The following is a 22495-nucleotide window of genomic DNA, read 5'->3' on the forward strand; positions in this document are numbered from 1 at the left end:
TAGTGATTAAGGATGTCTACATCATCACATTTTTATTGCCGCTGCTTTAAATGAGGCAATGTTAGCTGCGACTAAATCAAGTAACTTTTGTTGTGCCTCAAAACTTGCCCATGCAATGTGTGCGGTAATCTTTAGCTTGTTTTTGATTGGGCTAGATTGATTGTCTGCAATAGCCTTTAGCAAAACATGATCTGCTGCTGGTGGTTCCTGCTCTAAAACATCTAATACGGCATAAGCAATTTGATTCGTTTTTAATGCAATCAGTAAGTCATTACTATTGACTATGGCACCTCGAGCAGTATTGATTAACATTGCACTGGGTTTCATTTGTCTTAATGTGTGAGTGTTGATTAAGTTTTCTGTTTCTGGGGTTTGCGGACAATGTAAACTGAGTACATCAGCTTGGATTAATACCTGTTCAAAACTGTGCCTGCCAGAACGAATAATGTTGGACTGGGGACGCTCGGCAATGAGTAAGTGCATTCCAAATGCTTCAGCTATGTTAGCAACGGTTTGACCTAAATTACCATAACCAATAATGCCCAAAGTTTTGCCGCTGAGTTCATTCCAGCCATTTCCATGATGACAAAACGTGTCACTTTTTTGCCATAAGCCTTGGCGGGTATTGTGATTGTGATGACTGGTTCGATTAAAATACTCTAGCATTTGAGCGAACACATATTGGCTCAAAGAGGCGCTAGCGTAACCACTGACATTTTTAACTATGATGCCTAATTGTGAGGCTGCGTTAAGGTCAACATTGTTAGTACCAGTGGCTGCAATACAGATTAATTTTAGTTTGGGAAGTTGCTGTAGAATGGCAGCGTTTAGTTGCACCTTATTGGTTATGATGACATCAGCATCGCTACAACGCGGCACAATTTGCTCAGTGGTTGTAGTAGAAAAACAGCTTAGAGAGTCTACTTGCTGTTGAATTGTTTGTAGAGAAACAGCAGAACTGAACGTATGTTGATCTAAAAATACCCCATGCATAAATTGATTAATTACCAGTCAAAAAGAAAATAAGCTTACGAGTTAAGTTTTCCAAGCTCAAGAAAATGCTGTAAATAAAACCTATAGTGAATCTTTAATGACTCTCTTATTCGAGCACTAAACAGTGTCAGACTTTCTCTGTGGCTAAGTCGCTGATTGCATTATTCGGCATATACCGGGCGCGCTTTTTGGGTTTTAAAGTATTTAAGTCGGCTAACACCAATCCGTCTACGCAGTTATTAAAGTCAGGGTCGATATTAAAATCGATAAAGTGTACGCCACCTTCCTGATAGGTTTCGGTGTATTGTTTGTAGAGTGTTGGTACCGCCATGCCCATGTTGGCTAACTGATGTTTAAGTAGACTGAAGTCGACTTTGTAATTGTCGCCAGTAAAACAATGTGAATAATCTTGTGGTAATAAATAAGGAAGTCTAGAATGCGCAATATTGCCGTTGTGACCAAAGTATAAGCTGTAAAACTGCACCAATAAGTCTTTGGCCGCTTTCGGGTAGTGATCGCTTAAACTAACTGCACCAAAAAGATACCGATAACCCGGGTGGCGTTGTAAAAATGCGCCGATACCAAACCATAAATAATCTAGGCTGCGTTTTCCCCAATATTTAGGTTGTACAAAACTTCTTCCTAATTCTAAACCTTGCTCAAAGTAAATTGCCATTTGAGGCCCATAATCAAATAGGCTAGCCGAATATAAGCCGTCAACAGAGTCATTTTTGATGATTGTTTTAGCATCACCAAAACGATAGGCCCCTGCAATCTCTAGGTCGTCTTTGTCCCACAATATTAAGTGGTAGTAATAAGCGTCAAAGCGGTCGATATCGCGGCGTTTGTTGGTACCTTCACCTACTGCTCGAAAGGCGACTTCCCTGAGGCGTCCAATCTCTCTGAGAATGGGAGAACTGTCTCGGTGTTGATACAGATACATTAACTTACCGTCACTGGTTTCACCCAAATACTCGCAATGTTTTTTGAACGCATGCTGCAATTCTGCGCGGTTTTCAGCAGGCGCGATAGCGGTTTGGGTCTTGAATACTCCAGACTTACCGTGACCAATCTTATATAAATGTTTCTTAAATAAAGCCACGTGTTGGGAGCGGGCGATGTTGTTATTACTATAGGATTCGAAAGGAATAAGTTCTCCGATTCGCATGGGAAGATGTTGGCGTTTATGTTTAAACATTTCTTTAACCAAAAGCATACTGGCTAAAGGTTTGTAAATCATCGACAAACCATAAAATAGTGGAGAGTTTTTGGCATCGATGAAAACCGGTAAAATAGGGGATTTAGCTTGTTTAGCTATCCGTAAAAAGCCACTTTGCCAGCGTGTATCTCTAATGCCCTGAGGCCTTAAACGAGAGACTTCTCCCGCTGGAAAAACGATGACTACACCTTCGGCTTGAAGGTGAGTTTGGATATTTTGAATGTGTTGTTTGACGGTGCCCCCTTGCATGTTGTTCACGGGTAATAAAATACTGTGCATGGGGTTGAGGGCCATCAACATGTCGTTGCCAATGATCTTGATATCCTGCCTGACTTCGCTCACTAATTTAATTAACGCTAAAGCGTCGAGTGAGCCAATAGGGTGGTTGGCAATAATCACCAATTTACCTTGGTTGGGTAGACGCTCTTTTTCTACGTCTCGTGCCGAGTAACTGATATTAAAATACTCGAGAACTTGCTCAACAAAATCTAGACCTTGGTAATGGGGGTAAGCTTCAGAAAACTCCTGCATTTCCCGTTCGTGTAATAGATGTCTGAGTACAAAACTAAGTGTTTTAGATAACAGTGGTTTGTTAACAATCTTGGGATAGTGTTTTTCGAGGACTTCGGACACAGTAAACATAATTAACCCTACAGCTCAGAATTTTCTGAGCTAAGAGTAATCGCCAATTATGACACTTTAGTGCCACTAAAGTGGCGGTTTGATGACAGTATTTGTTAACAATACCTGCCCGCTATACTTTGGCAGGCATCAGCGAGTTTAGTCGAGAAGGCGCAACGGATGTTTGCCATCTACCATGCCCATAAATGGCGGGTAAATTGAATAACCCACCAAAGAGCGTAGCTCGGGTGATAAACTACGCACCGTATCTTTGTCTAATTCTAACAAGTAGTTTTCCTGTTGCCGCAAAAACGCTTCGCAATATTGATGAGTCACGGCCAATCTTGATTGGTCTGATTGGTTTTCACCGCCTCCATGCCAAGTCGTACCAAGAAAAAATATGGCAGAGCCTGCAGGCATCACTGCTTTTATGGTTTTTTCATCAGCAGGATAACGGTCACCATCCCATTCCTGACTTTTGGGGATCACCACTGTTGCGCCATTTTGTTCGGTAAAATCATCGATGGCCCAAATACTTGCCGCGCCTAGAGGGGGACGTGGTCTAGGGATTTGATAAAAAGAATCATCGTAATGAAATGCTTGTTTGTTTTCACCGGGCAAAATATTGATCACCTGGCTTTGACTGAGCAAGTAGTTTGGTCTAAACAGTAAATCCATTAAACCAAGTATTCTTGGGTGATCGGCTAAGTCATCTAAACATCTGGTTTTTCCCAAAACGTTATACAGTCGTTGGGTTTTTTCGCCTTCAAAGGTATTTCTCCCTGTGTGTTTGAGTAAGGGAATGCATTGCTGCTTTATTTGCTCACACTGACTAGCAGAAATTAGATTTTCAATAATGACATAACCTTCAGACATCAAGGATTTAAAGTCTTGAGTAATTAACGCCGATTGCCGTTGTGGCGATGGTTGCAACTGTTTGAATGTGCCTGCAAGGTCTTTGCCGGTATAGTCTTTAATCGCACCTTCGATTTTCATAATAAAAGCCTCTTACTGCAATGTATAAAAATAGTCAGTCTACTTCAGCTATATCCGCACCTCCTTAATATTGAAACTACACTAATTGTTATTTAGAAGGTTTTTACTTAAGTTTTAAATCGCTATTAGAAGTAGACAGCATCACTTCGATTTCAGTCTCTAACAGGAAAGGACACTAGCATTATTTTTGAACAGCGTACAAACACCCTCGAATTTTTGTTGAGCTATAAAAAGTCTAAAACCTAGATTAGGTCTTGATTTTTATGAGGTATTTTCATTATCAATAGTACTCAATAAAGCGCTTTCAAGAGTTAAAACTGGGAATTTGATTACAGGGCGAACCCGAATGTTTTTGAGTTGTGTTGGTCATGAATATGAGTACTTCAAGGGAGTGAAGCACTCGCTCTAATTAGATTGCGAATAGCAACATCATAATAGTCAACTAATTGCTATTATGAAGGATAACGTTGCAACAACCCCTGATAAACTTTGTCGCTATAGTCACTCAAGCCAATATCAAGACTGTTTAACACATCGACGAGGTGTTCGTTATCTTCTCTGCCATTCCAAATCTTTTGGTAAGTACCATCTTTATAGCCGTGATCTTGACGGAAAAAGTTTAATACGTTTTTACCCACATACTGACGATACAATTCGTCAGAGTCCATTTCAGCTTGCTCGACTATTTTCAAAAACAAAGGCACATCAAAACGTTTAGCGGCGCACAAACCAGCCATCAGCTCTAAGTTATCTAAAATGTCCTGTTCTGTAAAAAGGTAGTCTTTGCCGTCAAACGTTACTTGATTGCGATTTGATGCAAGCTGCTCGGCTATGGTGTTGGCAGATTGCTGAATATCACCTTTAAAACCAATAATGATGTCAGACAAAGCAAAGTGCCAAATATCCACTAACTCCATTTGTAACTGAGGCAAGTCTTTGTGCTGGGCTTTCCACCATTTCCAGCCGTGGTGTTCAATGCCTTCTACCGATTCAATCATAGCAGCGCGTAAATAAGCATAACCGGCGTTGAGCCAATCAGGGTTCACTTTTTTATTCATGCCGTCTTGTAGCGATAACATAGTGGCGAGTTGGGTAGAGCTGAGCATAGTGGCGGTTGTCCTTTATTTTGGGTGTTGCGTTTTGTAAGAATTTTTAAACTCATTGATCACGTGAATACGCTGTTGTTCGGTCTGTTCTTTAATGGCTTTGCCTTGATAACCTTTGGCGACTATTGCTTTGACATCGACTTTTGCTGCCGCTTCATAAGCCTGCCAAATATACTCGATGTTTTTGTATTCGCAGTTTTCAAAGGTTGTTCTGCCTCTGGCATCGGCTTTACAGGTCAACAAAAAGTCAGCAAACCTTTGTGGTTTGCGCCATACATCACAGCGATTCAACATGCCCAATATGGTGCTGGCTTTGAGTTCGAAGGCTTTATGTATATGAGTATGATATTCGCTGACCATTAAACCAAGTTCGCGGCAGTCATTGGGGGCTTTTAATCGGTCGCATAGCGTGTTTACACGCTCTAAACCTGACTTTTCATGACCCGGATGTGAGGGCCATTTTTCCTGAGGTGTTGCGCCTTTGCCTAAGTCATGCACCAGTGCGGCAAAACGTAAAGTTAGTTTATCAGACAGTCTTACCGCTTGATGCAAGACCATCATGGTGTGAATACCGGTATCAATTTCGGGGTGCCACTTCGGCGGATTAGGAATGCCCCAAAGCACATCCAATTCTGGGAACCATACTGCTAACGCCCCGCATGTTCTAAGATTTTCGAAATAGGTTTCAGGGTGAGGTTCTAACAGACTTCTTGCGGTTTCTTGCCACACCCGTTCTGCGCTTAGGGCGGAGAGTTCATCCTGAGCCACAATGGTTTGCATTAGTTTCATGGTTTCTGGCGCAATTCGAAATCCTAAATTGTGATAACGGGCTGCGAATCGGGCAACACGTAAAACACGTAAGGGATCTTCAACAAAGGCGTCTGATACGTGGCGCAACAATTTGTTTCTAAGGTCTTGCTGTCCATTATAGGGGTCGATGATCTTGCCTTGATCATCCATCGCCATGGCGTTGATGGTTAAGTCGCGGCGTAACAAATCTTCTTCAAGGGTGACTTCGCTCGAGGCATCACAACTAAAACCGTTATAACCTGCGCCTATTTTACGTTCAATTCGGGCAAGGGCATATTCTTCTTTGGTTTTTGGGTGCAAGAATACTGGAAAGTCAGCGCCAACAGCTTGATAACCTTGGGCTAACATTTGTTCAGGCGTGCTGCCAACTACCACCCAATCTTGATCTTTTATGGGGCGGTCTAATAACTTGTCGCGCACTGCGCCACCAACTAAATAAGTTTGCATAGGATCTTCGAATATTTCATTGCGTCTATTATGCCTTAGACTCAAGTCTTGCAGAAGGTGTGCGACATAAAAATTAACAATAGTCTCTTTGACAATATCCGGTGAACTGGTTAGTTTAGGCGGTATATTCATGCAGTTTTTTTCACGGACTTGTCTACCTAACTTATGTATCTTAGCTATTTTGGATTATCCGATAATCCCTTTTCTATTGCCCCTAATCCCGACTATTTGTATATGAGTCCTCGCCATAAAGAAGCCTTGGCTCACTTAACTTTTGGCTTGCGTGAAAGTGGTGGTTTTGTGATGTTAACCGGTGAAGTGGGCACAGGGAAAACCACTGTATCCCGCAAGCTTATGCAACAATTACCCGAAAACACCCAAGTAGCCATGATTTTAAATCCTACTTTGTCGGCGTTAGAACTGCTGGGTACAATTTGTGATGAATTAGGAATTGTATACAAGCGAAAACATGCCAGCCTCAAATATTTTACCGATCAAATTCTTAATAAGTTAGCCAATAACCATGATCACGGTGTCAATACAGTGTTGATTGTTGACGAAGCGCAGCACTTGTTGCCTGAAGTATTAGAACAGTTAAGGTTATTGACAAATTTAGAAACTAATCGTGAAAAGTTGTTAAAAGTGGTGTTGATTGGCCAGCCAGAGTTACAGCAACTATTAAAACGTAATGAATTACGCCAGCTGGCACAACGCATCACTGCCCGTTATCACCTGTTACCTTTAAGCTCCTCTGAAGTAGGTGCCTACATAGCTCATAGGTTAAGTGTGGCAAATGGCGATATTAGTGTGTTTTCTAAAGCCACTATTCGCGCTGCTTTTGATATAACTGGAGGGATCCCCCGCGTCATTAACTTGTTATGTGATAGGGCGTTGACCCTTACGTTTACGAAACAAATGGCAGTGGTTCCTCAGCATATTTTTATCGCTGCAGCGCAACAAATTTTAGGTGAAGATGTAGTGCAACAGCGACAAGGAAAGCGCTGGAAATATATATTGTTAGCTTTATTTACAGGTGCAACAGCCCTTGGTTTTGCAATAGGCCAAATCAATGCTTAAACAAATTAATATTCAAAATTTACAACCCGGCATGGTCATTGTGCGGGTCACCAAACAAAACGGGCCGGTTAAGATCAAAAAGGCAGGTTTAGTTACCAGTCTAGATATGGTTCAGGGTTTGATAGAAATGGGCATTCAACAAGTGGAGATCGACCCCGATCAAACGGTAGAAGTTGAAGCGCCAAAAGTTAAAAAATCCACTACCCGAAGAATGTTAGAAAGCAACGTAGTCAATCACGCTAGGTCGAATGACGGTTTATCAGACCAGTTTCATCGCAATTTGTATTTACCTTCAGTGCAAGACATTCCATCGCCTTGGCAGCTTTATACGAAACGTTATTTGTTAGCGGTGGTTATGGTTTTAGGTGGTTTGTGCTTAGGTTGGAGTTTAGCCAATTACCAAGCTGTACTCAGTGTTTTTAGCTCCAAAGCCTACACTCCAGTTGAAAAGGTTGTGGTGTCTGAGGAGCAATCCTTAGAACCACAAAATAAACAATTGAGTAATGCGCCGCAACTTGCAACACAAAGTGATAGGCCCCAAATAATTGAGCCTGATCAAAATGTAGGCACTTCTGAGCCACAGCGAGCGACCTCTCCTCCTGAGCAAGATACTCTAGAAACAATAAAATCTGAATCAAGAAGTGCAGCAACGAAAACTGAAACGGCAATAAATGATTCTCAGTTGGCCGAACAGACAGTACCAGACTCAATAGCCGAAAATTCTGAGGTTCAAGAGCCAGAGCCACAAATTTCAGCTGACGTCTTGGCTAGGTTTCAAAAAGCCATTTCAGATGTAGAGGAGTTGCCAACTGTACCCGCTCCAGCTGAACCCGTATCGAGTAGCAATAACGTACCTCGAATTGATCAACTTCCACCATGGGCCATGACCAGATTGCCGCGTATGGCATTTTCGGCACATATGTACGCATCGGTTGAGTCAGAAAGATGGGTGAGGGTGAACGGCATCAGAATGGTTGAAGGTGATAAAATTGATGACATGATTGAAATCGTTCGTATTGAACCACAACATGTCATTTTAAGTTTTTCTGGTCAAACTTTTTCTATGGCGGCCCTGACTGATTGGTAAAGTGTTAGTCATAAAGCATATTGTTAGTAGAGGTGGATTTTTTAATAGACCTATGAATTAAAAAAAGAGTGGCGTAGAAACGTTGACAAGTTTAGTCCAAATTCGTCAGGCGAAATACTTCCAATGATTTCATCGTTTTCTTTAGATAAATCGATTTGTATTATTTCGTCTTGCTTGGACGCAAGATTATAAAAAGCCATCACCACTGGTGACAACGGATAAAGGCGATTAAGTCGCATTACCATGGCGAGTTTGCCACTGGCTAATTTAACTAATGATCCAATTGGATGGGATCCTATACAGCTAATAAATTGGCCTACTAATGCTTTGTCTAGGCCTAAGTCTTCACGTTGCATTTTTTTCAATGCATCTGCCGGTTGGTATGCTTCGCGAAAAGGCCTAGTGGTGATAAGTGAATCATAGGTATCAACTATGGCTGCCATTCTGCCATAAATTGAAATTTGCTCACCACGCAGTCCATCAGGGTATCCTGTGCCATCAAGTCTTTCCTGATGCTGCTTAATCACGATAAGGCTCACTTCATCTATACCTTCAATCGGTTCAAGCAAATTTAATGCTATGTCCACGTGACGCTGCATTTTTTGGGTTTCCGGCTCAGATAATTTCTTTGCTTTTTGAGTCAGTAAAAGTGGTAGCTTTAGCATTCCAATGTCCATCAATAAAGTACCCACCCCTAAATGTTGTAAGGTTGTTGTTTCGATATCAAGTGAACGCCCAAAAATCACCATTAAAATAGCGCAATTTATACTGTGCTCTAGAAAATACTCGTCGTTATGGTTCAGTAAGGTAGTAATGGCCAAAGCATCGTCACATTCAAAGGCTCGTTTGACAATTTGCTGTGTGATGGAGTTGATTTCATCAAGGTTCGCTATTTTACCTTTCGCCACACGTTTGATTAAACGTCCTTGAATTTGGTTGGCTTGGTCATGAAGTTTAAGGGAGTGCTCTAACTGTTGGTTGTAACTTAAACCCGAGGCGTTGACGTAGGTATCATCAAAGTCTTGATTGGTGTTAAGGTGGCTGCTTTTTGAGATATCAACTTGAACTTGTAAAATTCCCTTGTCTACAAGATCCGCTATTTCCTGCTCGTCGTTCACTTTTCCCGCAGAGGCAACGTTAAGTTTACCCACTTGTTGGGTAACCTTTGTCACGAACATTCCAGGTAAAAGAGCATCTATGTTAATCAGTTGCAGCATTTTTTAGTACTCTGTATGAAGACAATTATCAAGTTTTAGAGAGTTTACCTTTACAGTCAAGAAAGAACACAATAATTCTGTGCGGTTTTACTTTTTTATGGTAGAAATGTGTATTGTACATAGGGTCAAATATTAACCAAGGGACTTAAGTTTGTTGAAGTTAGACATGAGGTTTAAAAAGCGCCTCGTTTATTGGTTTTGTCTGTTATTTTTAATCTTTTTGGTTAGTCATTCCCATCAAAGCGCGGCGCAGTCTGGGGCAAATAAAGGAAAAGTGAAATTAGCGACTGGGGCCGGTTATTCTCCTTTTGTCGATAGCAAACTTCCCGAAGGCGGATGGTCAGCCAGTTTGGTTAAACAAACTTTTAGTAAAATGAACTTGCTTGCGACTATCGAGGTTTTACCTTGGAATAGAGCATTAAAATGGACCCAAGAAGGTAAGTTTTTGGCCGCCTTTCCTTTTGTTTATTCAAAGTCGCGGGCTGAATCGTTTCTGTATTCCACCGCAATTAATTTTGTGCCCGTTCATATGTATGTGGCAAGTAACTCGCAATTTACTTCTCCTGAGCAATTAAGAAATAAACGTTTGTGTTTTCCCTTTAGTTACAGCTTAGATTCTCTTGAGCAAGGCATAGTAGACAAGTACCAAATGACGATTAACCGGGTAAAAGACGGAATTGGTTGTATCAAACATGTACAAAAAGGGTGGAGTGATGCAGGTTTGACCAACGGTTATATTCACGCCGAGAAGTTGCCAAAAAATGATGTAAGTGGAGTCTCTATTGTTATTTTTCCAGAACAGTTGGCACTTGTTCCTTTGTACCTGTTGATAAGTAAAGATTACGCCAATGCACAGCAGTGGGTTGAAGAGTTTAACTATGCCTTTGGACTACTGCAAAAAAGTGGTGAGCAAACGGCCACACAGAAAATGTATCTTGAATTGATAGATAACCTGCGGATTTCTACGCAGTAATTAATTTTTCGGTTAGTTCTGCAAACGTTTTCATTATTGTTAATTTTTTGTGTATAGTCAGCACATTATAATTATTAAAGTGAACAGCGAGTTAAACTATGCAGCAAAAATCCTCGAGTCAGCAATTGTCGTTTGGTGAAAAAGCCGGGTATGCAGTAGGTGATACCGCCAGTAATTTATATTGGGGGGTGTTTAGCGGTTTTCTTTTGTATTTTTATACTGATGTGTTTGGTTTATCTCCTGCCGCTGTGGGCACTATGCTGTTGGTCACTAGGATCATCGACGCCTTTACTGATCCTATGATGGGAGCACTTGCTGATCGTACTAAAACTAAACTGGGAAAGTTTCGGCCGTATTTATTATGGGGAGCGTTGCCAATCGCTTCTGCAGGTGTACTAACATTCACTGTGCCAGACTTGGATGATAGTGGTAAGTTAGTCTACGCCTACTGTTCGTATATATTAATGATGTTGGCTTATACCTTCATCAATGTGCCATACGGGGCATTATTAGGAGTGATGACTTCAAACTCTCAGCAACGCACAATGTTAACTAGCTTTCGTTTTATTGGGGCATTTTCAGGTGGTATTTTTGTCTCACAATACACCTTGAAGTTAGTCGAATGGTTGGGACAAGGAGATGAAAAACTTGGCTGGCAGTTAACTATGGTGTTGTATGGCGTGATTGCTATTTTGCTTTTCGTTTTTACCTTTTTAGTTACCAAAGAGCGTATAGAGGCGCCACAAAAACAGGCTACTCCCATTAAGGAAGATATTCTTGATTTATTTAAGAATAAACCATGGGTAGTGTTATTTTGTTTAGCGCTAATCGTTATGGTCACTATCACGTTGCGTGGTAGCTCTGGTACCTATTATTTTAAATATTATGTTGAGCGTGAAGATTTAATCGGCGACTTTTTAACTATCTATATGATCTCATTGGCAATCGGTGCCGCAAGTACACCTTTACTCACCAAGTTTTTAGATAAAAAAACACTGTTAATGCTATTGATGGCGACGGTTGCAGTACTATCGATAGTTTTCTACTTTGTGCCTAAAGATCAGATTTGGTTAATATTTGCGATACACGCTGCAATAGGTTTGTGTTTGGGGCCAAAATCTCCTTTGGTTTTTTCGATGTATGCAGATACCGCAGATTATTCAGAATATAAAACTGGTCGCCGCGCCACTGCGATGATTTTTTCAGCCGCTGCTTTCTCTCAGAAACTAGGTGGTGCAGTGGCCGGAGCAATGATTGGATGGACTCTAGGGGCATTGGGGTATGTGGCTAACCAAGCACAAACCAGTGGTTCAGAACACGGTATCGTTTTACTTATGACTGTTGTTCCCGCGATTTTTGCAGCCTTAGCGGTTTTTGTGGTGCGTTTTTATAGCTTGGATGAGGCGCAAATGAAAATGCTTCACTCTGCCCTTAAATACGACCGATAAGGACAGTAACCCCAATGCCAATACTCGATAAAGATACGCTAGAGTGCCGCGATGGTGGTGCGAAATACGTTTTAAAAAGTCCTACTCTATTACCTAATGCCAGTGGCTTTTTATGGAACAAAAATATGCTGATTCAGGCCAATTGTCGTGGTTACGCCATTGCACAATTTATGCAACCTGAAGCAGGTAAATATGTGTCGGGGCCTGCGCTAGAAGCAAAAACCTTTATGCAACCCGAGCAGCCGTATTACGCTCATCATCCTGGGCGTTTTGTGTATGTTAAAGATAATGTAGATGGAAGTATCTTTTCAGGGCCTTATGAGCCAGTACGAGCAGCACTTGATCGATTTGAGTTTATTCCGGAGCCTGGAAAAATTACTTGGTTATCAGAATTTAACCAAATTCGACTGACTTTATGCTTATGTTTACCGACACAAACCGCTGTTGAATGCTGGAAGGTGACAGTTGAAGACTTGTCAGGCTTGGAACGCGACTTGAGTATCTACCCGTATTTCCCCATTGGTTACCGTTCATGGATGAATCAATCGGGGCAGTTTGATGCAGCGCTAAATGCCGTGGTATGTCGCAGCATTGAACCTTATCAGAAAGTTCAGGATTACTTTAAAAATCAATCGCTACATGAGTTGACCTTTTTAGCGGCAGATAGACTAGTTGATGCGTGGGAAACCAGTCAGCAACTATTTGAAGGAGAAGGGGGGTTACATTGCCCAACTGCTATTCAACAACCTCTATTAAATAATAGCCGTGCAAATTATTGTACGCCTACGGCCGTTATGCAGTTTAACTTGAGTTTACAGGCGGGGCAGTCAAAAAGCATTCATTTGTTGTTTGGACCCGCTAAAGATCAGCAGCAAATTCGCGATTATACCAAAACGTTGTTAACCCCAGTTAATGAACGTTTTAGCCAAATCACTGAAAAATATCAAGGTTATTTGAACGAAGGGCGAGGGGTGCTCCAAGTGGAAACACCGGATGCGGAGTTTGATGCCTATGTGAATCATTGGATGGCGCGGCAGCTGTATTATCACGGAGACGTCAACCGTTTAACTACAGATCCACAAACTCGCAATTATTTACAGGATAATATGGGCATGGCTTACATTAAGCCCCGAGTCAGCCGCAACGCTTTTATCCTTGCATTGAGCCAACAGGAATACAGTGGCGAAATGCCCGACGGTGTATTGCTTAGCGATGCAGCAGAACTTAAGTATATTAATCAAGTACCCCATACCGACCACTGCGTATGGTTACCTATTTGCCTGAAAGCTTATTTAGATGAAACCGCCGATTATGAGTTGTTGCAACTACAGGTCGGCTTTAAGGATTCTCAAGCTACCGCGACAGTAGCTGAGCATATTATCAAGGCTTTGCAGTGGTTAGATAAAAGCCGTGACGAACGTGGTTTAAGTTTTATTAACCAAGGGGATTGGTGCGACCCTATGAATATGGTGGGCTACAAAGGTAAGGGAGTGTCTACTTGGTTAAGCCTCGCGTCAGCCTACGCCATGAATGTTTGGGCGCAGATTGAGCAAGATGCTTTCGGTAGCCTGTCGAGTGATGGACAATATTTATTAACTCAAGCACAACAAATCAATCATCAAGTGAATCAACATTGCTGGTTCCATGACAGGTTTGCCCGAGGCATTACCGACCATGGGCGGGTATTTGGTATCGACTCTGATACCGAAGGTAAGATTTTTCTGAATCCCCAAAGTTGGGCTTTTTTAAGTGGTGCAGCGAATCAACAACAACAGCCTTTGATGCTTAGGGCCATTCAACAAAATTTGGCTACAGCATATGGTTGTATGATGCTGGCGCCTTGCTATACACAAATGCTGGAAGACATTGGACGTGTGACCCAAAAGTTCCCAGGTACTGCTGAAAATGGCTCAGTCTATAACCACGCTAATGCATTTTATGCTTATAGTTTGTATACCATTGGTGAGGGCAATCTGGCGTTTGAACAGTTGAAAAAAATGTTACCTAGCAAGGAGGATATGCTGAGACGCGGCCAGTTGCCGTTATTTATTCCAAATTATTATCGCGGTGCGTTTTACCAATACCCTGATGAGGCTGGTAAGTCGAGCCAGTTATTTAATACAGGCACGGTTGCTTGGTTTTACCGTTGTTTGCTAGAAAATTTATTTGGTCTGCTTGGTTGTAGTCAAGGTTTGAGTATTTCACCACAATTGCCTGATGCGTGGCATTCAGCCAAGGTCACACGAAAGTTTAGAGGCGCAACCTTTAACGTAGTTTACACCCGAAACCAACAGCTAACCGAGCAGAGAGTGAATGTGAACGGGAATTTGATTGAAGGGCGAGTAATCGGCGATATCCAAGCTGGTAGTGAGTTTGATGTGTTAGTTGAGCTTCCTTTACCTTAGTGGGCAAGGAAGCCTAGCGCTAAACTAAACATCTCCCTTGAGCATTGCCGTGCCTTAGGCTATCCAGCCTTTAAACTTGGCATGAACTGTTAGCCAAACGAGATACAGGGCAATAACAATTATCATCACTGGCAAAACGGTTTCTTCTGGTGCAAGTTGTTCGTATGATTTCGTTAGAACAAATCCGTGAAACATCTGCACTATTGTGCCCACCAAGGAAATCAGTAAAAAGGGTAAAGCGATGGCTTTTTTGAAAACCAATGCAATACAGCCCAACGTACCGCCAAAGACTGCACAAGCAAAGGCAATATTTACCCATGTTGGTATGTTTTGATATAAGGTTTGCTGTTCTGGTGGCAAAGCCGCGATTTGCTCTGCAGTCATCGAAATTTGCATGATAAACGCCATCACCCCCATTAGGTTCCAAATGACTAAAGCAATGGCCAAAATAACAAACCATTTGGGCGCCTTGGTCGCTATGTTAGTCGTGTTATTCATAGGGTTCTGCATTGGGCATACTCTCGTTAATTGATTAACTCGAATGATAATACTAACAAATGGTTAAATATTAGGCGAATTTACATTTTCTGTGTCAATCACAGATTGAATACATCTGTGATCTTCTACACACTGTTGTCAGACAAAATTCTGGAAAAATCAAATGAGTGTTTTAGGTTCAGCTGTAATCTTCTTGGCCGCAACAGTGATCGCCGTGCCCATTTTCAAGAAATTAAAGTTAGGCGCAATATTAGGCTATTTGGTTGCAGGGTTAGTGATTGGTCCACAAGTGATGAATTGGGTTAATGATCCTGAAACCATACTGCATTTTGCTGAGCTTGGGGTCGTGCTGCTGTTATTTGTGATTGGCCTGGAGTTGCAACCCGAAAAACTATGGGGAATGCGTAATCAAATCTTATTTACTGGTGGTGGACAACTGTTAATCAGTGCTTTGGCTATTGGTGGAATACTGCATTATTTTATGGGGTTTTCTTTGGTGATTTCTGTGGTAATCGGTTTGTCCTTGGCACTTTCTTCAACCGCTTTTGCTGTTCAACTTATGACTGAACATCGCATTCTTAAATCACCTCCCGGTCAGCAGGGGTTTTCTATATTACTGATGCAAGACTTAGCCGTTATTCCGATTTTATTAACCGTTGAGCACCTATCATCGGGCGACAGCAGTGCCGCGCCATCTTGGTGGGTGAGTGTGTTAGCTATAGTGACAGTGTTAGCCGTGGGACGTTACTTAACCAACCCATTTTTACGCTTAGTGTCTAAGTATGGTAGCCAGGAAGTGATGACTGCTTCAGCATTACTGATTGTTATGGCCACAGCTATAGGAATGGAAGAGGCGGGGTTATCGATGGGAATGGGGGCTTTTGTTGCTGGAATGCTATTGGCTAACTCGAGTTTTAGGCATCAACTTGAGACTGAAATTGAACCATTTAAAGGTTTGTTGCTGGGGTTGTTTTTTATCGCCATTGGCATGAATTTAGACTTAAAAATATTAATGGCTGACCCCGTGTTCATCGTATCCGCTAGTCTGATTCTAGTAGCGATTAAAGCCTTAATCATATTTTCTATTTTTAAGTTAGCGAAACAGCGCAAAACTGATGCCTGGCGCGTTGCATTAATGTTGTCTCAAGGTGGTGAATTTGCTTTTGTGGTGATGGCACAAGCGGCGAACAATGGATTAGTTCCTGTGCAAATCAGTAGCGAAGTCACTTTAATTGTGGGAATTTCTATGGCATTAACAGCCCCCTTGGTTATTTTGCACAGCTTATGGTTTACCAGCAAAAATTGCCCTAGCGTTTATGATACTAAAGCCGAGTTCAGTGAACCTGAAGTACTGATTGCGGGCTTCGGGCGTTTTGGGCAGGTATCGGGCAGGATTTTAGCCGCTAACAATATTCCATTTACTGCACTGGACAAAGACGCCGAACATATTGAATTTGTAAAACAGTTTGGGAATAAAGTCTTTTATGGCGACGCGTCTCGCTTGGACTTACTGGAAGCAGCAGGGATAGAGCATGCTAAGGTGATATTAGTGGCGGTTGATGATGAGGACGACGCCCTAAAAATTTGTGAATTAGTGAAAGAACATTTCCCTGAGATTAAGGTGATTGCTAGAGCAAGAAATCGTTTTACCGCAATTAAACTCTTTAACCTCGGTATACAAACGAATGTCCGAGAAGTCTTTTCCGGTGGTTTAGAGGCGGCATTTATGCTGTTGCAAGCCTATGGCGTGGCTGATCAGGATGCCAAAAATCTCATTGATATCTTCGAGGCTCATGATAAACAATTATTAGAAAACGCTATCACCGAAGGTGTGGATTTTGACGAATTGATTAAAATCAGTAAACAGGGGCGTATGGAACTCCATCATTTATTTGAAGAAGATAAACAAAACATGGATTAACAAGCACTGGATATAAGCACTCTGGCTATTGGGGCTTTTACTTGGCTAGGCATCGCTTATCTGGCATATTTGAATCTCATCACAAAACAATAACAAGGAAAAATATGAACTGTACTGCATGTAACGAAGGAACATTAAACCCTAGTTTTATTGACGGTTTATTTAGAGCCCATACCTGTTCAAATTGTGGCGGCGATTGGATTTTAATTGAAGATTATGCTGCTTGGCGTGAACGGCACTCAGATTACGAATTTGCTAAAAATATTCAGTTTGAAGAAGAACAAGCCTTAGATAATAAACACGCCATATTGTGTCCTGTAACCCATACTATTATGCGTAAGTTTAAGATCTCGGCCCACAATAGTCATCGATTAGATTACAGCTCCAGAATAGGTGGTTTATGGTTGGACAAAGGTGAATGGGAATTATTGAGCCGAGAGGGGTTGGCAGGTAGTCTCAATGCTTTGGTAACAGATGCTTGGCAACGAAAAATTCGTGAAGATAGCGCCAAGGAACATTTTAGCGATATCTATAGTGATAGGTTTGGCGATGATGTTTACAACAAGATCAAAGACATACGAGCTTGGTTACAATCGCAACCACACAAGGCTGATTTACGTGCATATTTAATGGCGGAAGACCCGTATTCGGCTAAACGTTAACTACCCAGTTTAAAGATAACAGTTACCTTATATTGTGGGGATTTTAGGCGCAGAACATTTCATCTTTTAGGTATTTTAGTAACGGCTCTAAGTGAGCCGTTATTTTATTTCGTAAGCTTTAACTTAGGCGCGTTGCCATTCTGGCAAATTGTTCTCAAAGGCAGTGATCTTATCGCCTAGCTCTAAGGTTTGACCTATAGCATCTAAACCTTTTAGCAGATTAGTTTTATGCTGCTGGGCAATGTCAAACCCAAAACTTAAGTCATTTACTTTAACGCTTTGCTCTTGCAAATCAACAGTGATTTGCGCGTCAGCGTTTTGTTCAACAATGGCAAATAACTGATCCATTTGTTCATTAGTCAGTTGCACTGGTAATAATTGATTGTTGATACAGTTACCATAAAAAATATCGGCAAAACTGGTAGCAATCAGTACTTTAAACCCGTAGTCATCGAGTGACCAAGGTGCATGTTCGCGACTTGATCCACAACCGAAGTTTTCGCGGGTAAGTAAAATACTGGCTCCTTGGTATTGTGCTTTGTTTAACACAAAGTCAGGGTTGGGTACTTGTTCGTGTTGATCAAGATAACGCCAATCGTGAAATAAATGTTTGCCATAACCACTACGAGTAACAGCGGTTAAAAATTGTTTTGGGATAATCTGGTCGGTATCGACATTGGCCTGATTCAGGGGCATTGCGCTACCAGTGTGGATATTAATACCTGTTGTCATAATAAATAGGTTCCTTATCGCCTAGCGTTTATTGATAGTCGCGCACATCGGCGAAATGACCCGCTAATGCAGCTGCGGCCGCCATAGCAGGGCTAACTAAGTGGGTACGAGCGCCACGGCCTTGACGTCCTTCAAAGTTACGATTGCTGGTTGAAGCGCAGCGATCACCTTGTGTAAGGATGTCGTCGTTCATGCCAAGGCACATTGAGCATCCTGGTAAGCGCCATTCAAAACCTGCCTCGATAAATATTTTGTCTAAGTGTTCGGCTTCAGCTTGAGCTTTGACTGATACCGAACCGGGTACCACAATCGCGGTAACACCTTGTGCCACTTTGCCATGTTTGGCGATGGCAGCGGCGGCGCGCATATCTTCGATACGGCCATTGGTACATGAGCCAATAAATACATTATTAACGCTCAAGTCAGATAATTTTTGACCCGGCGTTAAGTCCATATAACTAAGGGCTTTATTGGCAGAATCTTTGTCTATTGGATCGGTAAAATCGCCAGGCGAGGGCACGGCTTGATTCACGCCAATCACTTGCCCAGGGTTAGTGCCCCAAGTGACTTGTGGTGTGATGTCGGCTGCTTTTAACTCAACCACAGTGTCAAAGCTTGCGTTAGCATCAGAAACTAGCGTGCTCCAATAATCGATGGCTTGTTGCCAATGATCACCTTTAGGGGCGTATTCACGGCCCTGTAGATAATCAAAAGTGGTTTGATCTGGCGCAATTAAACCGGCTTTCGCACCTGCTTCAATACTCATATTGCACACTGTCATTCGCTCTTCCATAGAAAGACCTGAAATCGCTTCGCCACAATATTCGATGACGTGTCCGGTCGCGCCAGCGTGACCAATTTTACCAATGATCGCCAAGATAATATCTTTGGCAGTGATACCAATTGGTAAACTACCGTTAACTTGTACTTTCATACTTTTGGCTTTGCTTTGTTTTAGGGTTTGTGTTGCAAAGACATGTTCAACTTGGGAAGTCCCAATACCAAAGGCTAGGGCACCAAACGCGCCATGAGTGGCAGTGTGTGAGTCGCCGCATACTACCGTCATGCCTGGTTGAATTAAACCAAGCTCTGGGCCCATCACATGCACTATGCCTTGTTTTTGATGGCCCACTGGGAAAAGTTCGATGCCGTGTTTTTCGCAATTTTCAGCTAAGGTTTGTAACTGTAATTTGTTCGTAGGGCCACAAGCGTCTAAGGCCAATGAGCGGGTCGAAATACTGTGATCCATAGTGGCAAAAGTACGCTGAGGGCAACGAACCTTGCGGTTTTTATCATCCAAACCAGCAAATGCTTGAGGCGAGGTGACTTCGTGGATCAAATGGCGGTCGATATACATTAATCCTTCTTCGCCCGTTTCAGCGGTTTTTTTTGCTTCTACAATATGAGCTTGCCATATTTTGTCATATAAGGTGGTAGCCATGACTGATTCCTAAATCTATTAAATTAACGCGGCGATATAGTCGCCGACTTCGCTGGTGCTTTTCGCTAAATGGCGCTCGTCGGGGCCAAGTAAATCACCTGTTAGTATGCCGTCACCTAAGGTTTTCACTACGGCTGCATCAATCGCATCGGCCGCTGCGGTTTCGTTCAAACTGAAACGCAGTAGCATAGAGGCAGAAAGTATTTGGGCAATAGGGTTAGCAATGCCTTTACCGGCGATATCAGGGGCGGAACCACCTGCTGGTTCGTACATACCAAAGTTGTCTTGGTTGATGCTAGCAGAGGGCAATAAACCCATTGAGCCGGTGATCATCGCACATTCGTCAGAAATAATGTCGCCAAATAAGTTGGAGCACAACATCACATCAAATTGCGATGGATAACGGATAAGCTGCATAGTGGCATTGTCGATATAAATGTGTTCAAGTTCTACTTCAGGGTAGTCCGTGGCCACTTCTTCGACCACTTGTCGCCACAAACGGCTGCACACTAGTACATTGGCTTTATCTACCGAGGTGACCTTTTTACCGCGCTTTTGCGCTGCTTCAAATGCACTAATCGCAATACGGCGGATTTCTTTTTTACTGTAACGCATAGTGTCGTAGGCAAATTGTTCTTCACCTTCGCCTTCTAGTCCTTTGGGTTGACCAAAATAAATGCCACTGGTGAGTTCACGTACCACTAACACATCAAAACCGCTGGCTGCAATATCGGCACGAAGTGGTGAGAAGGCTTCTAAACCTTGATAAATTTTAGCGGGGCGTAAGTTACTAAATAAATCAAAATGACCGCGCAAGGCGAGAAGCGCTGCACGTTCTGGGCGTTCTTCTAGTGGTAAGTCGTCCCACTTAGGGCCACCAATTGAGCCAAATAAAATGGCACTGGCGTCTTCGCAGCCTTTTAATGTTGCGGCGGGTAGGGCTTTGCCGTGATTGTCGATGGCAATACCTCCTACATCAAAATCGTTGAGCTGAAATCCTAGATTAAATTTTTTGCTTACCGCTGCTAACACTTTCTTGGCTTCAACCATGACCTCTGGGCCAATTCCATCACCTGCCAATACTGCTATGTTGTAGTCAGACATGCTTCTTTATACCCCTGCTATTTTGACTTGTTGCTCTTTTTGCTGATCAATACGGTCAGCTAAATGTGTGTTGTTTAATACGTAAATTAAGGCTTTCACCCCTGATTCCACAATATCTGTGGCTAAACCAATACCATTAAAGCGGCGACCATTGTATTCGGCAATTACCGATACTTGTGCTAAGGCGTTAGCACCTTCACCCTTGGAATCGAGTTTAAAATCCACTATTTCTACTTGGTTGTGACCTACTACTTTTGTAATCGCATTATAGGCGGCATCCACCGGGCCATTACCCGTGGCGGATTCAGTAATTTCTTGATCACCCACTAACATACGCACTGTGGCGCTAGGTATGATCTCTTTACCTGAGTTCGCCTGTAAGTAGGTGAGTTTGTAATGTTCGTCTTCTTGTTTGGTTTGACTAAAAAACAATAGCGCTTCTAAGTCATAATCAAACACTTGGCCTTTTTTGTCGGCCAGTTTCACAAAAGATTCGTATACCGTTTCTAAGTCAAAATCGGTTTCTTTATATCCCAACTCTAACAAGCGGTGTTTAATGACATGGCGGCCAGAGCGAGAGGTGAGGTTCAAATTATTTTTGTTGATACCGACACTTTCTGGGGTCATGATTTCGTAAGTATTTTGGCCTTTTAACACGCCATCTTGGTGAATACCCGACGAATGACTAAAAGCATTCGCACCCACAATGGCTTTGTTGGCTTGTACCGGCATGTTGCACAAATTACTGACCAATTTAGAGGTACGGGAAATTTCTTCACTTTTAATATTGGTATGTAGCCCTAGTTTTGCTTGTCGAGTTTGTAAAATCATGGCGATTTCTTCTAACGAACAATTACCGGCGCGCTCACCTAATCCGTTAATGGTGGCTTCAACCTGCCTGGCACCTTGCTCTACCGCTGCTAAAGAGTTAGCCACGGCCAAGCCTAAATCGTTGTGGCAATGTACCGATATGATGGCCTTATCAATGTTAGGCACGCGGTTAAAAAGGTTTTGAATGATGCCGCCAAACTCAGTTGGGGTAGTGTAGCCAACCGTATCGGGAATATTAACTGTGGTGGCGCCGGCATTGATTGCCGCTTCTACCATACGGCACAGATAATCGATATGAGTACGACCCGCATCTTCGCAAGAAAACTCCACATCATTAGTGTAACGGCGCGCATGTTTGACTGCCTGTACTGCCATTTCGACCACTTCGTCTTGAGACTTACGTAATTTGGTATTCACATGAATATCAGATGTCGCAATAAAGGTATGAATTCTGAATTGCTCGGCAACTTTTAATGATTCACCACAGGCGTCGATATCTTTAGCTAAAGCACGGGATAAGCCACAGACAGTGGCATTTTTAACCTCACGGGCAATGCTTTGTACCGACTTAAAATCACCTGGGGAAGAGACCGGGAAACCCGCTTCGATAATGTCTACGCCAAGACGCTCCAGAGCCAGAGCAATTTTTAATTTTTCCTTCACACTTAAACTGGCAGGCAAGGCTTGTTCGCCGTCCCGCAAGGTGGTATCGAAAATTTTGACCTGGTTTGCATTGTTTTGGCCAGACATACCTTACTCCTAATTGCTCTATTGGTTGGAAATACACATACAAAAAACCCGTGCTAAGCACGGGTTCTGTAAACTGGTCAACGCTTGCTTACAACCTACCCGTGCAGTCTTGCTGCCAGCAGGAGGAAAGTAGATAAAAAAGCGTTTTTCATGTTTA

18 protein-coding genes are annotated in these 22495 nt (G+C 42.4%); 7 read left to right on the plus strand and 11 right to left on the minus strand.

Annotated elements, in window-relative coordinates:
- Window positions 1-24: 24 nt before the first annotated feature.
- The 5 genes from ABJK37_RS15685 to ABJK37_RS15705 all read right to left on the minus strand — a co-directional run bounded on the left by ABJK37_RS15685 (window position 25) and on the right by ABJK37_RS15705 (window position 6192).
- The gene (locus ABJK37_RS15685; RefSeq protein ID WP_348355912.1) at window positions 25-993 is read right to left on the minus strand and encodes a D-2-hydroxyacid dehydrogenase; all 969 of its coding nucleotides are present in this window, start codon (window positions 991-993) and stop codon (window positions 25-27) included.
- A gap of 127 nt (window positions 994-1120) precedes the next feature.
- Window positions 1121-2854 carry a lysophospholipid acyltransferase family protein gene (locus ABJK37_RS15690; protein WP_348355915.1) on the minus strand — a complete coding sequence of 578 codons (1734 nt, stop codon included), beginning with the start codon at window positions 2852-2854 and terminating at the stop codon, window positions 1121-1123.
- 138 nt (window positions 2855-2992) lie between these two features.
- Entirely contained in the window at window positions 2993-3829 is an 837-nt protein-coding gene (locus ABJK37_RS15695; protein ID WP_348355918.1) for a phytanoyl-CoA dioxygenase family protein, read from the minus strand.
- Between the two features lie 452 nt (window positions 3830-4281).
- Window positions 4282-4935 carry a dUTP diphosphatase gene (locus ABJK37_RS15700; protein WP_348355921.1) on the minus strand — a complete coding sequence of 218 codons (654 nt, stop codon included), beginning with the start codon at window positions 4933-4935 and terminating at the stop codon, window positions 4282-4284.
- Window positions 4936-4950: 15 nt separating this feature from the next.
- Entirely contained in the window at window positions 4951-6192 is a 1242-nt protein-coding gene (locus ABJK37_RS15705) for a multifunctional CCA addition/repair protein (RefSeq protein WP_348356105.1), read from the minus strand.
- 165 nt (window positions 6193-6357) lie between these two features.
- Between ABJK37_RS15705 and ABJK37_RS15710 the strand changes: the two genes are divergently transcribed.
- Together ABJK37_RS15710 and ABJK37_RS15715 are read left to right on the plus strand one after the other, a co-directional pair.
- Entirely contained in the window at window positions 6358-7269 is a 912-nt protein-coding gene (locus tag ABJK37_RS15710; protein ID WP_348355924.1) for an AAA family ATPase, read from the plus strand.
- Entirely contained in the window at window positions 7262-8356 is a 1095-nt protein-coding gene (locus ABJK37_RS15715) for a general secretion pathway protein GspB (protein ID WP_348355927.1), read from the plus strand. The genes ABJK37_RS15710 and ABJK37_RS15715 overlap by 8 nt, the downstream gene beginning before the upstream one ends.
- Window positions 8357-8406: 50 nt before the next feature.
- Here the strand turns inward: ABJK37_RS15715 and ABJK37_RS15720 are convergent, their stop codons facing one another.
- Complete coding sequence (locus ABJK37_RS15720; RefSeq protein ID WP_348355930.1) at window positions 8407-9573, minus strand: HD domain-containing phosphohydrolase; 1167 nt, start codon at window positions 9571-9573, stop codon at window positions 8407-8409.
- Window positions 9574-9739: 166 nt separating this feature from the next.
- Here ABJK37_RS15720 and ABJK37_RS15725 point away from each other — a divergent pair, with 166 nt between their 5' ends.
- The 3 genes from ABJK37_RS15725 (at window position 9740) to ABJK37_RS15735 (ending at window position 14399) form a co-directional block, all read left to right on the plus strand.
- Window positions 9740-10546 (plus strand): transporter substrate-binding domain-containing protein, encoded by an 807-nt coding sequence (locus ABJK37_RS15725; protein WP_348355932.1) that lies wholly within the window; start codon window positions 9740-9742, stop codon window positions 10544-10546.
- Window positions 10547-10644: 98 nt separating this feature from the next.
- Window positions 10645-11994: an MFS transporter gene (locus ABJK37_RS15730; RefSeq protein WP_348355935.1), complete on the plus strand. Its 1350-nt coding sequence runs from the start codon at window positions 10645-10647 to the stop codon at window positions 11992-11994.
- A gap of 14 nt (window positions 11995-12008) precedes the next feature.
- Window positions 12009-14399 (plus strand): NdvB protein, encoded by a 2391-nt coding sequence (locus ABJK37_RS15735; RefSeq protein WP_348355938.1) that lies wholly within the window; start codon window positions 12009-12011, stop codon window positions 14397-14399.
- A gap of 54 nt (window positions 14400-14453) precedes the next feature.
- Here ABJK37_RS15735 and ABJK37_RS15740 read toward each other — a convergent pair whose 3' ends face one another.
- Window positions 14454-14897, minus strand: coding sequence for a hypothetical protein (locus tag ABJK37_RS15740; RefSeq protein ID WP_348355941.1), 444 nt, complete (start codon window positions 14895-14897; stop codon window positions 14454-14456).
- A gap of 163 nt (window positions 14898-15060) precedes the next feature.
- On the opposite strand from ABJK37_RS15740, the gene ABJK37_RS15745 reads away from it, so the two are divergent.
- The gene (locus ABJK37_RS15745; RefSeq protein ID WP_348355944.1) at window positions 15061-16818 is read left to right on the plus strand and encodes a monovalent cation:proton antiporter-2 (CPA2) family protein; all 1758 of its coding nucleotides are present in this window, start codon (window positions 15061-15063) and stop codon (window positions 16816-16818) included.
- Between the two features lie 104 nt (window positions 16819-16922).
- Window positions 16923-17480, plus strand: a complete 558-nt coding sequence (locus ABJK37_RS15750; RefSeq protein ID WP_348355947.1) for a zf-TFIIB domain-containing protein — start codon at window positions 16923-16925, stop codon at window positions 17478-17480.
- 123 nt (window positions 17481-17603) lie between these two features.
- Here ABJK37_RS15750 and leuD read toward each other — a convergent pair whose 3' ends face one another.
- From leuD to leuA, 4 genes are read right to left on the minus strand one after another with little or no spacing between them, the layout of a single operon-like run.
- A complete protein-coding gene (gene leuD / locus ABJK37_RS15755) occupies window positions 17604-18212 on the minus strand; it encodes a 3-isopropylmalate dehydratase small subunit (protein ID WP_348355949.1) in 609 nt (202 codons plus the stop codon).
- A 28-nt stretch (window positions 18213-18240) separates the two neighbouring features.
- The gene (gene leuC, locus ABJK37_RS15760; RefSeq protein ID WP_348355951.1) at window positions 18241-19653 is read right to left on the minus strand and encodes a 3-isopropylmalate dehydratase large subunit; all 1413 of its coding nucleotides are present in this window, start codon (window positions 19651-19653) and stop codon (window positions 18241-18243) included.
- Between the two features lie 18 nt (window positions 19654-19671).
- Entirely contained in the window at window positions 19672-20757 is a 1086-nt protein-coding gene (gene leuB, locus ABJK37_RS15765) for a 3-isopropylmalate dehydrogenase (protein WP_348355953.1), read from the minus strand.
- A gap of 6 nt (window positions 20758-20763) precedes the next feature.
- Window positions 20764-22338 carry a 2-isopropylmalate synthase gene (gene leuA / locus ABJK37_RS15770; RefSeq protein WP_348355956.1) on the minus strand — a complete coding sequence of 525 codons (1575 nt, stop codon included), beginning with the start codon at window positions 22336-22338 and terminating at the stop codon, window positions 20764-20766.
- Window positions 22339-22495 lie beyond the last annotated feature (157 nt).

The sequence above is a fragment of the Paraglaciecola sp. genome (assembly GCF_039964565.1).
GTDB lineage: Bacteria > Pseudomonadota > Gammaproteobacteria > Enterobacterales > Alteromonadaceae > Paraglaciecola.

Bases quoted from the DNA above. Each gene is read 5' to 3' on its own strand.
- ABJK37_RS15685 (WP_348355912.1), bottom strand. From the start codon at position 993: ATGCATGGGGTATTTTTAGATCAACATACGTTCAGTTCTGCTGTTTCT.
- ABJK37_RS15690 (WP_348355915.1), bottom strand. From the start codon at position 2,854: ATGTTTACTGTGTCCGAAGTCCTCGAAAAACACTATCCCAAGATTGTT.
- ABJK37_RS15695 (WP_348355918.1), bottom strand. From the start codon at position 3,829: ATGAAAATCGAAGGTGCGATTAAAGACTATACCGGCAAAGACCTTGCA.
- ABJK37_RS15700 (WP_348355921.1), bottom strand. From the start codon at position 4,935: ATGCTCAGCTCTACCCAACTCGCCACTATGTTATCGCTACAAGACGGC.
- ABJK37_RS15705 (WP_348356105.1), bottom strand. From the start codon at position 6,192: ATGCAAACTTATTTAGTTGGTGGCGCAGTGCGCGACAAGTTATTAGAC.
- ABJK37_RS15710 (WP_348355924.1), top strand. From the start codon at position 6,358: ATGTATCTTAGCTATTTTGGATTATCCGATAATCCCTTTTCTATTGCC.
- ABJK37_RS15715 (WP_348355927.1), top strand. From the start codon at position 7,262: ATGCTTAAACAAATTAATATTCAAAATTTACAACCCGGCATGGTCATT.
- ABJK37_RS15720 (WP_348355930.1), bottom strand. From the start codon at position 9,573: ATGCTGCAACTGATTAACATAGATGCTCTTTTACCTGGAATGTTCGTG.
- ABJK37_RS15725 (WP_348355932.1), top strand. From the start codon at position 9,740: ATGAGGTTTAAAAAGCGCCTCGTTTATTGGTTTTGTCTGTTATTTTTA.
- ABJK37_RS15730 (WP_348355935.1), top strand. From the start codon at position 10,645: ATGCAGCAAAAATCCTCGAGTCAGCAATTGTCGTTTGGTGAAAAAGCC.
- ABJK37_RS15735 (WP_348355938.1), top strand. From the start codon at position 12,009: ATGCCAATACTCGATAAAGATACGCTAGAGTGCCGCGATGGTGGTGCG.
- ABJK37_RS15740 (WP_348355941.1), bottom strand. From the start codon at position 14,897: ATGAATAACACGACTAACATAGCGACCAAGGCGCCCAAATGGTTTGTT.
- ABJK37_RS15745 (WP_348355944.1), top strand. From the start codon at position 15,061: ATGAGTGTTTTAGGTTCAGCTGTAATCTTCTTGGCCGCAACAGTGATC.
- ABJK37_RS15750 (WP_348355947.1), top strand. From the start codon at position 16,923: ATGAACTGTACTGCATGTAACGAAGGAACATTAAACCCTAGTTTTATT.
- leuD (WP_348355949.1), bottom strand. From the start codon at position 18,212: ATGACAACAGGTATTAATATCCACACTGGTAGCGCAATGCCCCTGAAT.
- leuC (WP_348355951.1), bottom strand. From the start codon at position 19,653: ATGGCTACCACCTTATATGACAAAATATGGCAAGCTCATATTGTAGAA.
- leuB (WP_348355953.1), bottom strand. From the start codon at position 20,757: ATGTCTGACTACAACATAGCAGTATTGGCAGGTGATGGAATTGGCCCA.
- leuA (WP_348355956.1), bottom strand. From the start codon at position 22,338: ATGTCTGGCCAAAACAATGCAAACCAGGTCAAAATTTTCGATACCACC.